This window comes from Luteibacter anthropi (assembly GCF_023699965.1).
GTDB lineage: Bacteria > Pseudomonadota > Gammaproteobacteria > Xanthomonadales > Rhodanobacteraceae > Luteibacter > Luteibacter anthropi.
Genome location: NZ_CP077072.1, coordinates 3,499,532 through 3,514,369, shown reverse-complemented (window position 1 = coordinate 3,514,369; position 14,838 = coordinate 3,499,532). Strand labels below are relative to the sequence as shown.

Sequence of the window (14,838 nt, the reverse complement as noted above, 5' to 3'; positions counted from 1 at the left end):
TCGTGGGTCAGACGCCGTTGGGATCAGACGATGTCGGCAAGAATCCGGCGCGCGGTGTCCTGCTGCATCTGCGAGCCTTCGGCCAGCACTTCGTCGAGCATCAGGCGGGCACCTTCGGCGTCGCCCATGTCGAGATAGGCGCGGGCCAGGTCGAGCTTGGTATCCACCGGATCGTCGCTGAAGCTGTCCAGCGGGTTCGGCTCATGGAACTTCGGCTCGTCGAAGCTGGGCTCGTCGAACTTCGGCAGGTCGAACGACGGCGCTTCGGCCTTCGATACGTCGGCCTTCAGTTCGTCCACCTTCCATTCGTCGAAATCCGGCTCCGACGTATGCGGTGCAACGGAGCCTTCATGGGTGGTGTCCGAATGGGCCGGCGGCAGTTCGTCGTCGAACGACCAGGACGGACGCTCCGGCTCGCGCAGGGTTTCTTCCGCGAGCAGGTCGCCGAAGCTGCTCGTCGCAGCCGGGGGGTGCGGCTCGGCATAGGGCGAGGCCGGCGCATCCACGTCGAACACGTCAGGCGCATTCGGGCGATGTTCCGCCTCTTCGCGCTGTACCGGCGACAGGTCGAAATTGAAGTGATATTCGCTGTGCTTCTGCGGCTGCGGCGCGGCTTCGGTGTCTTCCGGGCCGGTGACGTAGTTGCCCAGGTCGAACTCTTCCAGCGCCGCGATATCGTCCGGATGGTGCGTGGACGAGGCGGTATAGGTGTCGTGGCCGTACTCGTCGACCTCGTCCGTGGGCTCGCCACCGAACAGCGGATGGGTCGGCGCCAGCTCGCGACCCATGGCGAGCACTTCCTGCCACTCGTGCTGCTCGGGGTCGGCCACGTGCGCGAACATGGCTTCTGCCGCGCCTTCGAAATGCTCGGCATCGCGGCGGCCGTAGTACAGGCTCACCAGTTCCAGATGCAGGCCGATGTCATCCGGGTGCTCGGCCAGGGCGTCGAGGATCTCGCGCTGGTCCGGGTCGATGCCGTCAAGGCCGTTGATCATCGGCTCGTCAGGGAAGCGGTCGGCAAGCGAATCGCCCGCGAATCCGCTGGCCACGGGCGCAGGTTCCGCCTTCTTGCGACGGCCGAATACGGCTGCCAGCAGAAGCAACAACACCGCAACGCCACCACCACCCCACGCCCAGGGCTGGAGATACCAGGGATCTTCTTCCACCGGCGCCGGCGTGGCCGCTGGCTTGACGGTAGCAGCAGGTTTCGTGGCACCCGGCGCTGCGGCGACAGGTGCCGGCGACGGCGTGGCGGGTGCCTTGGCCGAGGCCGGCGTGGCCGGCGTCGCGGCCGCAACGGCCTGGGCTGTCTTGGCCGTGGATGCGGCGGCGGGAGCAGCTGCCGGAGTAGAAGCGGGCTGCGCAGGTGCCGCCGCCGTCACCGGCTGCCCCCCCGCCTTGTTCGACTCGCCCAGCTTGCGCTGGAGCTCGGCGATCTCGGCGTCCTTCAGGCTGATCAGGCGCTCGTTCTTGCTCTGGATCGCTTCGAGATCCGTCACGCGCGACTTCAGTTCCTCACCCTGCTGGCGCAACGAGGCCACGGCCTCCTGCGAGCTGGCGAGGTCCTGCTTGAGACCGGCGACCTGGGCATCGCCCGTGCCACCCTTTGTGCCGGCACGGCTGGAAGCGGCTTCGCCACCGTCCTTCGACGGGACCAGGGCGAGGCGGTCATTGGCTGCCGCAGGCTTGTTCTTGCCGCCCTGTGCGGCACCCGTAGCGGCGCCATCGGCCACCACGGCCGGCGCACGGGCCGTACCCGCGCGCCAATCGGCATTCTGGCGGCGCACTTCGGTGAGCGCGGCGGCCACCGACTGGGCCTTGATGTCGTCGGGCGACGGAATACGCAGGACGGCACCGGTCTTCAGCGCATTGATGTTGTCGCGATAGAAGGCATCGGGATTGGCCTTCAGCAAGGCCACCATCACCTGGTTCAGGTCGCCACCGCCTGCGTTCTCGCGGGCGATGGACGACAGCGTCTGTCCGCGCTGCACCGGGCCGACCTGGCCCGACGCCGCAGCGGCGGCCTTCGGGGCGGCGGCGTGCTGTTTCGGCGCAGCGGCGACCTGGGGACGAGGCTCCGCGACAGGACGGGGAGCAGCCTCCGCACGGGAGGGCGTCGGCTCGGCAGCCGATGGCACGCGCGCCGGTACATCGGAGGTGCGCGACGGACGCGGCCCCGGGGCGGCGCTGGCCGTGGGTGCCGATGGCGTGCTGCCCGGGGGATCAAGCAGCATGGTGACCTCGCGGATCACCTTGTTGTTGGCGCTGCCTACTTCGACGAGGAAGTCGAGATAGGTGTCACGCACCGGCGCGCTGCTGGTGACGCGGACCACCGGTTGACCGGCGGCATTCTTCGCCACGGCGAAGCTCAGCGCGACCGGCAGGCCCTCGCGATTCAGTCCGGCACGGGAGAATGCTTCCTCCGACGCCAGGGCGACATGGATGTCGTCGGTGTTGCCGGAAACGCCGGTCAGCGGAATCTCGGCGACCAGCGGTTGATCCATGGTCGAGCGCACCTGCGCCGGCCCGAGGTTCTGTGCCAGTACATGGCCACTGCCGGTGGCAAGCGCCAGCATGATGGACAGTTTGAGTGTGCGGTTCATTAATCGCTTCCCCCGAACAAATACCCGTGCTGGCGGCGCGCCTTCGTCGGGCGGGTCACCGCGAAGGCGCCACTGTACGCACCCCAGCAACAACTAACAATAGCGGCCACGGGGGTTTACGAGACAACGTTAAGTCGTTCGCGAGGCCCGTACACGCCCCGATACTGACCCGGCCGGAGCGGCCCGGGGTGCTTCATGGATGCTGCTTCGCATCCAGCTGTCGCTGGAGATCGGCGATCTTGCGATCGCGCTCGTCCAGCGCCTTGCTGGTTGCGTGCGAGTTCGCCTCCAGCGCGTCGACCCTGGTCTTCAGCTTTTCAACTTTTGCTCCCTCGGTAGCGGCCTGGCCGCGGGAGTCTTCGAGTTTCTGTTTCTCGCGAGCGGCGGCGGCCTGGGCCGCCGCCTCGGCTTTCGCCGCCTTCGCTTTCAACGAGGCCTGATGCGCGCCCGCCGTGGGGGCGAACGCGATCAGGAGCATTCCGGCAAGGGCGGCGCACTTCATTACAGGTAATCCCTCACGAGGATTTCCGCGATCTGCACGGCGTTCAGCGCAGCACCCTTGCGGATGTTGTCCGAGACAACCCACAGATCGAGGCCCTTGTCGTGGGAGATGTCCTCGCGGATGCGGCCCACGAATACGGGGTCCTTGCCTGCGGCGTCCGTCACCGGCGTGGGATAGCCGCCGGCCTTGCGCTCGTCGATTACCACTACGCCCTCGGCCTGCTCCAGCAGTTCGCGGGCGCGCTCGGCCGTGATCTTGTCGCGGGTTTCGATGTGCACCGCCTCGGCGTGGCCGTAGAACACCGGCACGCGCACGGCCGTGGGGTTCACCTGGATGGAGGCATCCTCCAGGATCTTCCGGGTCTCCCAGACCATCTTCATTTCTTCCTTGGTGTAGCCGTTGGCCTGGAAGTCGTCGATGTGCGGGATCACGTTGAAGGCGATCTGCTTTGGGAACTTGGCCGACTCGACTTCCTGGAAGTTGAGCATCTGGGCCGTCTGCTTGCCCAGTTCTTCCAGGCCGCTGCGACCGGCGCCCGACACCGACTGATAGGTGGCGACGTTGATGCGCTCGATACCCGCCTCGCGATGGATCGGTGCCAGCGCCACCAGCATCTGCATCGTGGAGCAGTTGGGGTTGGCGATGATGCCGCGCACCGTGTAGTCGGCGATGGCGTGCGGGTTCACCTCGGAGACCACCAGCGGGATGTCGTCCTGGTAGCGGTACTCGGAGGTGTTGTCGATCACCACGGCACCGGCAGCCGCCGCGCGCGGAGCATGCTCACGGCTGACCGAACCGCCGGCCGAGAAGAAGGCGATATCCACGTCGGCGAAGTCGAATTTGGCCAGGTCTTTGACGACACAAGGTTTTCCGGCGAAATCGACCGTTCCGCCCGCCGAGCGCTCGCTCGCCAGGGGAATCAGTTCGCTGATCGGGAAATCCCGCTCGGCGAGGATCGAAAGGAGGGTTTCACCGACCGCGCCGGTCGCACCCACCATGGCCACCTTGTAACTCGTCTTCTTGCTCATCTTCGCTCTTGTTGGCGTGGGTAGAGGGTCAGCTGGCGTCGGCCAGCACACCCGGGTTGAGAATCGTGGGTGGCCGACCGGCGTGAGGACCATGCCCGAACGCCGCCAGCACATTGTCCACAGCCAGCGAAGCCATATCGCGACGTGTGTCGCGACTTGCGCTTGCGATGTGCGGACTAAGGACGATATTTCCGAGTTTGAGCAGGTCCGGATGAACCTGGGGCTCGCCCTCGAACACGTCGAGCGCCGCCGAGGCGATCACGCCATCGGCCAGTGCCCGGGCCAGCGCGGCATCGTCGACGATGCCGCCACGGGCGATATTGGTGAGCGTGGCCGTGGGCTTCATGGCCCTCAGCTCGGCCTCGCCGATGGTATGGCGATTGGCCGGAGTGAACGGCAGCACGAGGATCAGGTGATCGGCCTGGGCCAGCAATGTGGCCTTGTCCACATAAGTGGCGGCGCATTCCTGCTCGATGGCCGCGTCCAGCCGCGAACGGTTGTGGTAGATCACCTTAGCGCGGAAGCCCATGGCGCGGCGCGCGATGGCCTGGCCGATGCGGCCCATGCCGAGGATGCCGATGGTCTTGCCGTGCACGTCGGCCCCCAGCCAGCCCTCGAAGCGCGAGCCCTTCCACTGGCCATCGCGCAGCCAGCGTTCGGCCTCGCCCACCCGGCGGGCAGCGGCGAGCATCAGCGCCCAGGCATAGTCGGCCACGGTCTCGTTGAGTACGTCAGGGGTGTTCGACGCACCGACCCCGCGGGCCGTGAGGGCATCGAGGTCGAGGTTGTTGTAGCCCACGCCGAGATTGGCGACGAAGCGCAGCTTTGGCGCTTTCGCCAGGGCGTCGGCGTCGATGCGGTCCACCAGGCCGACGATGGCGGCGTCGGCATCGGCGAGGCGCTCGGTGAGTTCGGCTGGGCTGAAGGGGCGATCTTCCGCCTCGGCACGCACGTCGAAATGCTCGCGCAGGCGGTCGACGATATCAGGGAAGAACGGCCGCGATACCCAGACCTTCGGCTTGCTCATCGCGGGCCCCCTTCCGGTGCGGACGGAATCATCGGAGGCACTTCGCCCACGTCGCCACACTGGGCGCGATGGCGCAGGGCCTGGTCCATCAGCACCAGGGCCAGCATGGCCTCGGCGATGGGCACGGCACGGATACCGACGCAGGGATCGTGGCGGCCCTTGGTCACCACCTCGGTCGGCTGCCCTGCCCGGTCGACGCTGCGACCCGGCACCAGGATGCTGGAGGTGGGCTTGAAGGCCATGGACACCACCACGGGTTGTCCCGTGGCGATGCCGCCCAGGATGCCGCCGGCATGGTTCGAGAGAAAGCCATCGGCAGTGATCTCGTCGCGATGCGTGGTACCGCGCTGGGCGACGGCGGCAAAGCCATCGCCGATCTCCACGCCCTTCACGGCGTTGATCGACATCATCGCGGCGGCAATCTCGCCGTCGAGCTTGCCGTAGATGGGCTCGCCCCAGCCGGCCGGCACGTTGTCGGCCACCACGGTCACCCGCGCACCCACCGAATCGCCCGACTTGCGCAGGGCATCCATATAGGTTTCCAGCTCGGGCACCTGTTCGGCCCAGGGCCAGAAGAACGGATTGCCCTCGATGGCAGCGTCATCGAAACCGCGCGGCTGCACGTCACCGATCTGGCTGACGTGGCCCTGCACGATCACGCCATATCGCTGGGCCAGCCACTTCTTGGCGACGACGCCCGCGGCCACGCGCATCGTGGTTTCGCGTGCGGAGGATCGACCGCCGCCCCGGGGATCACGGATGCCGTACTTACGCCAGTAGGTGTAGTCGGCGTGCCCGGGGCGGAACGTATCGAGGATGTTGCCGTAGTCCTTCGAGCGCGCATCGGTGTTACGAATGAGCAGCGCGATGGGCGTACCGGTGGTGACGCCCTCGTAGACTCCCGAGAGGATCTCGATGTCGTCGGCCTCGCGGCGCTGCGACGTATGCCGCGAGCGCCCCGTGGCACGACGCTCGAGATCGGCACGGAACTCGCCGGCCTCCAGCGGGAGGCCGGGCGGGCAGCCATCGATCACACAGCCGATCGCGGGGCCGTGGCTTTCACCGAAGGTGGTGACGGAAAGAAGCTTGCCGAACGTATTGGAGGACACGGTACTTCCGGTGAAATGTTCAGTTTCTTGCGGCGCGTGCCGCGGCGATCTCGTTGGCGTGGGCCACCAGGTCGCGCCGTTCCAGCGCGAAGATGCCCATGGGGCCTACCTTGAACTCCAGCCAGACAAACGGCACGCGGGGCAGCAGGTTGACCAGTGCATGTTCGCTGTCACCCACCTCGACGATGAGCAGGCCGTCTTCGGAGAGATGATCGGCCGCTTCGTCGAGGATGCGCAGGGTGATGTCCAGTCCATCATCGCCGGATGTCAGGCCGAGGACCGGTTCATGGCTGTATTCGGCCGGCATGGCGGCATATTCGTCATTCGTGACGTAGGGCGGGTTGGACACGATGAGGTCGTAGACCTCGCCCTTCACGCCCGCGAAGAGGTCGGACTTGACCGCACGGACACGGCCTTCCACATGCTGGTACACGATGTTTTCGTTGGCAAGGGACAGTGCATCGTCGCTGACGTCGACGATGTCCACCTGCCAGTGCGGGTTGTACTCGGCCATGGCGATGCCGATGCAGCCCGAGCCGGTGCACAGGTCGAGCGCGCGCTCGACGTGGCGGTCGTCAAGCCACGGGGTGAAGCCGCTTTCGATCAGTTCGGCGATGGGCGAGCGCGGCACCAGGGCGCGGCGGTCGCTCTTGAACTTCAGGCCGGCGAACCAGGTTTCGCCCACCAGATAGGCCACCGGCACGCGCTCGTCGATGCGTTTTTCGATGAGGGCGAGGATCTTCGCCTTCTCGTCGGCCACCAGCTTGCCCGCGCCATAGGCCGGCGGCAGGTCGGGCGGCAGGTGCAGCGCAGCCAGGACCAGGTGCGTGGCTTCGTCGATCGGATTGTCGTGGCTATGCCCGAAGGTCAGGCCGGCGGCCGAGAAACGGCTGGCGCCGTAGCGGATGAAATCGATGATGGAGGACAGTTCGCTGGTCACGTGGGGATATCTAGTGTGGCTGACACAGGAGTATAGCCGTCCATGGCCTGCTCGCGCCCGCCACGGGGCCACTCAGCGGCGTGGACCGGGGTCGCTCGTGGCGGGCCGGCCGTCCTCGTGGTGGCCCGCGAAACGACGCAGGTAGCGCGGCGCCTCCGGCAGGGTCACCGAGATGTCATACCAGCCGGCGCTGTCGGCCAGGTCGATGGACAGGCTCTGCGTGGCACCGGGTGCCAGCGTGATGAGCGATGGCCCGGCCTCGCCATAGGCATTGGCGACCCGGCAGCCCAGCGGCGAGGTTCCGTGGTTGACCAGCATGACCTGTACCTGCCGCTCCCCGGCCACGCCACGAAGCGTGGCTTCGAGAGTGTCATCCGAGGCACCGCGCAGGGCGCAGACATAGCCGTTGGGACCATGGATGCGCCGGTCGTATCCGTCGCCACTGGGGGCCAGCGCCCAGGCGTCTTGGAGATGATCGCCGGCACTCACGGCATAACGGCGTGGTGCCGCATCGCGATCCAGTCCGTCGTAGACGAGAAAGGCCGCGCCCAGCGCGCCCTCATTGACGAAGCGGATATGGCTCTCACCCGCGTCGAGGCGATGCTCCACATGCCAGCGATAGGCCAGCGCCCGGGCGTGTCGCGTACCCGGCTCCTGTACCGGCATGACCTGCGTCGAAGGCACCGTAATGGGCGCCTTGCCATCCGACCCGTGGGGCACACCCAGCGTCGGCATCGAGGCATCCGTCGTGCCTGCGAAGTCGAAGCAACTGGTGAGGTCGCCGCACACCGCGCGACGCCAGGTGCTGATGTTGGGTTCTTCGACATCGAAGCGTTTTTCGAGGAAACGCAGCACCGAGGTGTGGTCGAAGGTTTCCGAGCAGACCCAGCCACCCCGTGTCCACGGCGACACCACGATCATCGGCACGCGATTGCCCAGGCCGACCGGCTGACGCCCCAGCGGATCGCTACCCGGCACCAGCGGACCGGAGATACCCGGATGCGCATCGAGGTCCATGATTTCATCGCGCAGGCCCGGCGCGATATCCGCCGAGACCTTGCCGCCCTGCCCGTCGGCAAGGGGTGGCGCCGGCGGCACCACGTGGTCGAAGAAGCCGTCGTTCTCGTCGTAGTTGAGGAACAGGACGGTGCGACTCCAGACCTTCGAATTGGCCGTCAGCGCATCGAGCACGCGGCGGATATAGAAGGCACCGTCCGCCGGCGATGCCTTGGGGTGCTCCGAGTATTCATAGGGCGCGACGATCCAGGTGACCTGCGGCAGGCGGTCGTGGATGACGTCGTCACGAAGCTCGCGCAGCGTGTGCGTGGATACGCCGTTGCGCACGAGCGCACCCTGCGGGTCGGCCCCCTCCTTCACCTGATAGGCAGCGAAGAACTCCAGGGAATTGTCGGTGTAGTTGTCGGTCGGCGAACCCGGATCACCCGTGCCGCCCTGGTAGACGCGCCAGCTGACGCCGGCTTTCTCCAGGCGCTCCGGGTAGGTTGTCCAGGTATAACCGTTGGTATTCGCGCGCTCCTCCGTACCCGGGCCATTCGGTTTCTTGCCGAGCCGGCCGGAAGGGTCGGACGTGCCGCTCCACAGGTAGATGCGGTTGATGGCCGTGTCGGCCAGCGCGGAGGCATGGTAGGCATCGCAGATGGTGAAGGCATCGGCGAGCGCATGATGGAACGCGGCATCCTCGCGGCGCAGGTAGGCCATGGTGAGCACGTCCTGCTTCTGCTCGATCCAGCGGTCGTTGTGCCCGAGATTCCAGGAGCCGTGTCCCGTGCTCCAGCCGTGATCGGTGCCTTCATGATGGTCGCCGGTCTTCCCTGTATCCAAGTGGAAGGGATAGACCCAGGCCACGTCGTCGCCCACGCCGCGCGACTTCCAGTGCTTCGTGTGGGTGGCGGCCATCGGCTGTTTCCACACCGGATCGCCGTTGCCCAGTTCGAGCACGCGGGGGTCACTGAAACCACGGACCCCGCGCAGGCAACCGAAGTAATGATCGAACGAGCGGTTCTCCTGCATGAGGATCACCACATGCCCCACGTCCGCGATGGTGCCCGTGCGCCGGTCGGGGCTGGTGGCCAGGGCCCTGGCGATGGATGCCGGAAAGCCCTGCGCAATGAGCGAGGCGGCGACGGTGGCACCGGCGGCATGCAGGAAACGGCGGCGATCGGGCGAAAACATAGGGTCAGTCCGAGGCAAGCGATGCGATCAGGGCAGCATGCAACTGCGGGGTGGCAGCGGCGACCACGCGGCTGCCGCTGTGCAATCCGAGAGGGCGCCCCTCCCAGTCGGTGATGACGCCGCCGGCTGCCTGCACGACCGGCGCGATGGCCAGGTAGTCGTAAGGCATCAGGTTGGACTCCACCACGGCATCGATATAGCCGGAGGCCAGCATGCCGTAGCCATAGCAGTCGCCACCGAAGCGGCGCGCATAGGCCGCCCGGCTCGTCCGGTCGAAACGCGCCCATTCGTCCGGTGTGAACATGTCGGGCGTGGTGGTATACAGCGTAGCCTCGGCAATCGACGTGCAGTCGCGGGTGCGACAGGCCTCGCCATTCATGGTGGTCGCCACGCCCACATGCCCGATCCAGCGCTCGTTCAAGGCCGGCATGTCGAGCACGCCCAGCACGGGGCGTCCATCGCGCAGCAGCGCGATCAGCGTGCCCCACAGCGGCCAGCCGGAAATGAAGCTACGGGTGCCGTCGATGGGGTCGATCGACCACACGTACTCTGCATCGGTGTGCTCGGCACCGAATTCCTCGCCCAGCACGCCATGCATCGGCCAGGCGGCCTCGATGCGTTCGCGCAGCATGGTCTCGACGCCACGGTCCACTTCGGTCACCGGACTCGCGTCGCCCTTCAGGCTCACATCCACCGGCCGACGGAAACGTGGCAGTGACATGGATCTGGCACCATCGGCGATGGCAGCGGCGAAGTCTTCGAACTCCTTCCGCCTTGCGGCGGACAACGGCTCCTTCAAGCGACACTCCTCGCGAAAGAACGTGCGGGAACTAGCGTTTGCACGTTGCGGGTTGATGACAAAAACGAAAATTTTCCGGTGGACGTTGAAGCCACAGGTTTGCAAATATACCCAAATCGCCACACAAGATGTGGCACGATCACACCACGTTTCAACGATCCTTAGCACGAACGGCCCGCCATGCCCTCTTACCCTCAACTCATCGCCAGCCTCCTCGGCTTCGCCGCGATGCAGGGCGTGGCGCATGCCGGATCGATCACGGTGTATTCCGCGCTGGAAAGCGACGAGATCGCCACGTATCTCGATGCAGCGCACAAGGCACTGCCCGATATCGATATCCATGTGCTGCGCCTTTCCAGTGGCGATCTCGCCGCGCGCCTGATTGCGGAATCCGCGCAGCCACGCAACGACGTCGTCTGGGGCATGGCCGTCACCGACATGCAGGAGCCGCGCATCGCTGCACTGCTGACACCGGTGCACAGCAAGAACATCGATGCGATGCCCCCGGCATTCCGCGCAAGCGACGCGCGCTGGTTCGCTCCCACCGGCTATCTCGCGGCGCTGTGCGTGAATCGCAAGGCGCTGGCGGAGCGTGGCCTGCCCGCCCCCCGACGCTGGAGCGACCTGGGCGATCCGATGTACCGCGGCCAGATCGCCATGCCAGATCCCGCATCGTCGGGCACCGGTTATATGGTGCTTTCATCGCTGACCGCCAACGGCAGCGATGACGCCGCCATGCAGCGCATGGTGCAACTGTCGCGCAACATCGGACAGGTCACCCTATCCGGCTCGGCACCGTGCAAGCTTGCGCGCATCGGTGAATTCCCGATCGGCATTTCCTTTGCGTTTGCCGCGATGCAATCCATTCGCCAGGGTTATCCCATCGATATGGTGCTACCCACCGATGGCAGTGGATACGAGCTGGAAGGCTCTGCATTGATGACGGCGGCCTTGCATCCCGACGATGCGAAGCGCTTTCTCGACTGGACGGCATCGCCACAGGCGGCGGCGCTCTATCGAGGCTACAAGGAAATCGTCGCCGCGCCGGGCAGCGTGCCCACCGACGAACAACAGCGTGCCGGATTGCCCGCAGACATCGTCGCCACCCTGCCCGCCCGTGATTTCGCAGCGGCAGCCCGCGAACGGACCTCGCTCATCGCCAGGTACAAGAAGCTGACGCGTTGACGCGCCAGCCCAGGGGAAACAACGCGGATGCATCTTCGTATCGACAAGCTGGGCAAGCGCTGGAACGGTCAGGCCGTGCTGGACGGCATTTCATTCGCCGCCGCGGCCAGCGATTTCGTCTGCCTGCTTGGCCCCAGTGGCTGCGGCAAGACCACCCTGCTGCGCATCATCGCCGGGCTGACGCCCGCCGACACCGGCACGGTGTGGCTGGACGGCCGCGACATCAGCCGGCTGCCCGCGAGTGAGCGGCGCATGGGCCTGGTGTTCCAGTCGTATTCGTTGTTTCCCGACCGGGATGCCGCTGCCAATGTCGCCTATCCGCTGAAACTAAAGGCTCGCAAGGGCAACGACGTCAGTCGTCGTGTCGACGAACTGCTGACTCTGGTCGGCCTCGCTCATGCCGGCGGGAAGTATCCAGGCGAATTGTCCGGCGGACAGCAGCAACGCGTCGCCCTCGCCCGCGCGCTGGCGACCGAACCCGACCTGCTGTTGCTCGACGAGCCATTGTCCGCACTGGACCCTGGCCTGCGCGCCCAGCTGCGTACGGATATCCGTGCCCTGCAGCGCTCGCTGGGCATTCCCACGATCATGGTCACGCACGACCGTGATGAAGCCCTGTCGATGGCGGATACCATCATCTGCATGCGTGACGGCCGCATCGAGCAATCCGGCTCGCCGCGCGACCTCTACGAGCGTCCACGCTCGCGTTTCGTAGCCGACTTCGTCGGCCGTGCCAACCTGCTGCCCACGACATTCGTGCGCGAGGCCATGCCGGGTTTCCTGGAGCGACGGCCGCCAGGTGCGGACACCACGTTCGAGCTTTGCGTGCGTCCGGAAGACCTGCACATCGATGCCGATCCCCGCGGGGAGGCTGTCATCGAAGACATCACCTTCCTCGGTAACCTCGCACGCGCCGCATTGAACTGGCGCGGCCGCAGGCTGATCGCGGAGCTGCCGGGCCATTGCACGCTGTCCCCGGGCGAAGCCGTGATCGTGGACGCCGCTCGCGGTGCATGGGTCTGCGCATGAATGCCGTAGCGACGACACGGGGGCTTTCGATGCCGCGCATCGGTACGTGGCTGCTGGTCGGCGTTCCGGTTGCGGTGCTGTGCCTGTTCTTCCTGCATCCGCTGGTCACCGTGCTCTGGCGCAGTGTCACCGATGCCCAGGGACACATCACCTTCGCCAACTACACGCATCTGCTCGATGATCCCGGCCTGCCGCGTGCGGCCCTGCACAGCCTGGCGATCGGCGCGGCGACCACGCTCGCCACCGTCTTGTTCGGACTATGCCTCGCCATGGCCTTGCACCGCTCGCGCCTTCCCGGCAAGGAACTGATCCGCGGCATCCTGCTGCTGCCGATGCTCGCGCCGTCGCTGGTGATCGGCCTGGGACTGGTCTGCCTGCTGGGTCGCAACGGCCTGGTCCACCGCCTCACCGGCCTGCCTACCGACATCTATGGATTCTGGGGCCTGTTGATCGCCAACACGCTGTACAGCCTGCCCCAGGCGGTGATCGTGATTTCCGCCGCGCTGGAGCGCACGCCGGCACGGCATTACGATGCCGCCGCGTCGCTGGGTGCCGGCCCGCTGCGCCAGTTCCTCGACGTCACCCTGCCGCGCCTGCGCTTTGCCCTGATAGCCGCCGCCTTCCTGGTATTCACCGAAACGCTCACCGACTTCGGCAGCGCCGTGGTGGTGGGTGGCAACTACCGTGTGCTGGCGATGGAAATCTACAGCGAGGTGGTCGGACAGATGGACTTCGGCATGGGCGCCACGCTCGGCGTCATCCTGCTTCTGCCCGCCCTGCTTTCCGTGGCGCTGGGTCGCATGGCGCGCCGTCGCCAGGACGCCGGTGAAGGCGTCGTCGGCCTGCCCCTGGTTGCGTCACGCTGCGTGCTGCGCGATGTCCTGCTCGGGCTCGGGGGTGCGCTCGCACTGCTGCCCATGCTTGCCGTCGTCGCCACCGTGGCTTACGTGAGCCTGGTCCGCCTGTGGCCTTACGATCCGGCCATCACCTTCGCGCACTACCTCGACATGCCCGAAGGGTATGGCCCGGTTGCCACCTCGCTTGGCGTGTCGCTGCTTGCCGCCGTTGCCGGCATCGCACTCATCTTCGCGCTGGCCGCCGGCCTGCGCTCCGTACCACCGCGCTGGGCGCGACCGATCCAGTTCCTCGCCACGCTGCCCGCTGCCGTACCCGGCATGGTGCTTGGCCTGGGCTACGTGCTGGCGTTCAACCATGGGCCGCTCTCGGCGTGGTTGTATGGCAGCGCAGCCATCGTCGCGGCGTGCAGCCTCTATCACTACCACGCCCAGGCCTTCCTCACGATGCAGGCAGGCATGCGCCAGGTACCGGGCGCCCTGGAAGACGTGGTTTCCAGTCTTGGCGGCCACACACGGCATGTGCTTCGCGATGCGATCCTGCCCTTCGCCGCACCGGCTACGATCGCCGGTTTCTTCTACCTGTTCATGCGCTCGATGGTGACCTTGTCCGGCGTTATCTTTCTCGTTACCCCCGACCTCGGCCTCGCCTCCGTCAGCGTGATGCGACTGGACGAAAACGGATTCCTGGCGCAGGCCGCTGCATACGCCATGTGCGTGGTGCTGGCCGGTGCCTTAGCACTGGGCGCCATGCGCCTTGCCCTGCACGTATTGAAGGACCGCCGCCATGTGGCATGAAGAACGACATACCCGCATCCGTGACCTGCTGCGTGCCAGCGGCAAGGTGTCCGTGGAGCGCATCGTCACCGAACTGGGCGTGTCGCGCGAAACCATCCGCCGCGACCTCGTGGAGCTGGCCGATCGCGGCGAGATCCGCCGCGTCCACGGCGGTGCCGTGCTTGCCGACGACGAACCGCCGATCGATGTCCGCCACGCCACCCGTGTTCGCGAGAAGCGCGCCATCGCGCGCAAGGTGTCGTCCCTGGTGGAAAGCGGCCAGACCGTTTTCATGGACGCCGGTAGCACCATGACCCTCGTCGCCGAAGCGCTCTCCGCACGCAGCGGCCTCACCATCGTCACCAACTCCGTGGACGTCGCCACCCGCTTCGCCGCACGTCCCGATAACGAAGTGCGCCTGCTCGGCGGCCGCTTCGACGCACGCATCGGCTGCACGCACGGCTCCGCCACCATTGCCGAGATCGCCCGTTACCAGGCGCACCTGGCCATCCTCTCGCCGGTGGGCATCGACGCCGCCGCCGGTGCCAGCAGCTTCGAGCTGGAAGAAGCCGAGATCGCCCGCGCCATGTGTGCCAATGCGCGTTCCATCATGATCGCCGCCGACCACGCCAAGGTCGGTGTCCGCAGCCGCGTGGCCTGGTGCCCCGCCGATCGCATCGACGTACTGGTCACCGACCGCCGCGCCGAGAAATCCCGCGCCATCGCTGCCATTGCCGGCATCGTCGGCGCCATCGAATACGCCTAAGAAAACGACGTGCCAGGAAGGCCGCT

At 66.5% G+C, this 14,838-nt stretch carries 12 protein-coding genes; 4 read left to right on the top strand and 8 right to left on the bottom strand.

Annotated elements, in window-relative coordinates:
* Window positions 1–23: 23 nt before the first annotated feature.
* From KR767_RS15160 to hisN, 8 genes are all read right to left on the bottom strand, one after another.
* Window positions 24–2,603: a motility hub landmark protein FimV gene (locus KR767_RS15160; protein WP_250876848.1), complete on the bottom strand. Its 2,580-nt coding sequence runs from the start codon at window positions 2,601–2,603 to the stop codon at window positions 24–26.
* Window positions 2,604–2,796: 193 nt separating this feature from the next.
* The gene (locus tag KR767_RS15155) at window positions 2,797–3,105 is read right to left on the bottom strand and encodes a hypothetical protein (RefSeq protein WP_166948482.1); all 309 of its coding nucleotides are present in this window, start codon (window positions 3,103–3,105) and stop codon (window positions 2,797–2,799) included.
* Window positions 3,105–4,133: an aspartate-semialdehyde dehydrogenase gene (locus KR767_RS15150; RefSeq protein ID WP_166948488.1), complete on the bottom strand. Its 1,029-nt coding sequence runs from the start codon at window positions 4,131–4,133 to the stop codon at window positions 3,105–3,107. Before KR767_RS15150 ends, KR767_RS15155 begins: the two co-directional genes overlap by 1 nt.
* A 28-nt stretch (window positions 4,134–4,161) precedes the next feature.
* Window positions 4,162–5,160 (bottom strand): 2-hydroxyacid dehydrogenase, encoded by a 999-nt coding sequence (locus KR767_RS15145; RefSeq protein WP_166948490.1) that lies wholly within the window; start codon window positions 5,158–5,160, stop codon window positions 4,162–4,164.
* Window positions 5,157–6,269, bottom strand: coding sequence for a chorismate synthase (gene aroC / locus KR767_RS15140; protein ID WP_250876847.1), 1,113 nt, complete (start codon window positions 6,267–6,269; stop codon window positions 5,157–5,159). Before aroC ends, KR767_RS15145 begins: the two co-directional genes overlap by 4 nt.
* Window positions 6,270–6,288: 19 nt before the next feature.
* Window positions 6,289–7,209 carry a 50S ribosomal protein L3 N(5)-glutamine methyltransferase gene (prmB, locus tag KR767_RS15135; protein WP_166948494.1) on the bottom strand — a complete coding sequence of 307 codons (921 nt, stop codon included), beginning with the start codon at window positions 7,207–7,209 and terminating at the stop codon, window positions 6,289–6,291.
* Window positions 7,210–7,281: 72 nt separating this feature from the next.
* The gene (locus KR767_RS15130; protein WP_250876846.1) at window positions 7,282–9,402 is read right to left on the bottom strand and encodes a phosphocholine-specific phospholipase C; all 2,121 of its coding nucleotides are present in this window, start codon (window positions 9,400–9,402) and stop codon (window positions 7,282–7,284) included.
* 4 nt (window positions 9,403–9,406) lie between these two features.
* Window positions 9,407–10,201: a histidinol-phosphatase gene (gene hisN, locus KR767_RS15125; RefSeq protein ID WP_250876845.1), complete on the bottom strand. Its 795-nt coding sequence runs from the start codon at window positions 10,199–10,201 to the stop codon at window positions 9,407–9,409.
* Between the two features lie 180 nt (window positions 10,202–10,381).
* Between hisN and KR767_RS15120 the strand changes: the two genes are divergently transcribed.
* From KR767_RS15120 to KR767_RS15105, 4 genes are read left to right on the top strand one after another with little or no spacing between them, the layout of a single operon-like run.
* Complete coding sequence (locus tag KR767_RS15120; protein ID WP_250876844.1) at window positions 10,382–11,386, top strand: ABC transporter substrate-binding protein; 1,005 nt, start codon at window positions 10,382–10,384, stop codon at window positions 11,384–11,386.
* 27 nt (window positions 11,387–11,413) lie between these two features.
* Window positions 11,414–12,415: an ABC transporter ATP-binding protein gene (locus tag KR767_RS15115; protein ID WP_250876843.1), complete on the top strand. Its 1,002-nt coding sequence runs from the start codon at window positions 11,414–11,416 to the stop codon at window positions 12,413–12,415.
* Entirely contained in the window at window positions 12,412–14,067 is a 1,656-nt protein-coding gene (locus KR767_RS15110) for an ABC transporter permease subunit (protein WP_250876842.1), read from the top strand. Before KR767_RS15115 ends, KR767_RS15110 begins: the two co-directional genes overlap by 4 nt.
* Window positions 14,057–14,812: a DeoR/GlpR family DNA-binding transcription regulator gene (locus KR767_RS15105; protein WP_166948504.1), complete on the top strand. Its 756-nt coding sequence runs from the start codon at window positions 14,057–14,059 to the stop codon at window positions 14,810–14,812. The genes KR767_RS15110 and KR767_RS15105 overlap by 11 nt, the downstream gene beginning before the upstream one ends.
* Window positions 14,813–14,838 lie beyond the last annotated feature (26 nt).

What these genes read in the sequence shown, in the direction of transcription:
- KR767_RS15160 (WP_250876848.1), bottom strand. Translation starts at nt 2,603, where the DNA reads ATGAACCGCACACTCAAACTGTCCATCATGCTGGCGCTTGCCACCGGC.
- KR767_RS15155 (WP_166948482.1), bottom strand. Translation starts at nt 3,105, where the DNA reads ATGAAGTGCGCCGCCCTTGCCGGAATGCTCCTGATCGCGTTCGCCCCC.
- KR767_RS15150 (WP_166948488.1), bottom strand. Translation starts at nt 4,133, where the DNA reads ATGAGCAAGAAGACGAGTTACAAGGTGGCCATGGTGGGTGCGACCGGC.
- KR767_RS15145 (WP_166948490.1), bottom strand. Translation starts at nt 5,160, where the DNA reads ATGAGCAAGCCGAAGGTCTGGGTATCGCGGCCGTTCTTCCCTGATATC.
- KR767_RS15130 (WP_250876846.1), bottom strand. Translation starts at nt 9,402, where the DNA reads ATGTTTTCGCCCGATCGCCGCCGTTTCCTGCATGCCGCCGGTGCCACC.
- KR767_RS15120 (WP_250876844.1), top strand. Translation starts at nt 10,382, where the DNA reads ATGCCCTCTTACCCTCAACTCATCGCCAGCCTCCTCGGCTTCGCCGCG.
- KR767_RS15115 (WP_250876843.1), top strand. Translation starts at nt 11,414, where the DNA reads ATGCATCTTCGTATCGACAAGCTGGGCAAGCGCTGGAACGGTCAGGCC.
- KR767_RS15110 (WP_250876842.1), top strand. Translation starts at nt 12,412, where the DNA reads ATGAATGCCGTAGCGACGACACGGGGGCTTTCGATGCCGCGCATCGGT.
- KR767_RS15105 (WP_166948504.1), top strand. Translation starts at nt 14,057, where the DNA reads ATGTGGCATGAAGAACGACATACCCGCATCCGTGACCTGCTGCGTGCC.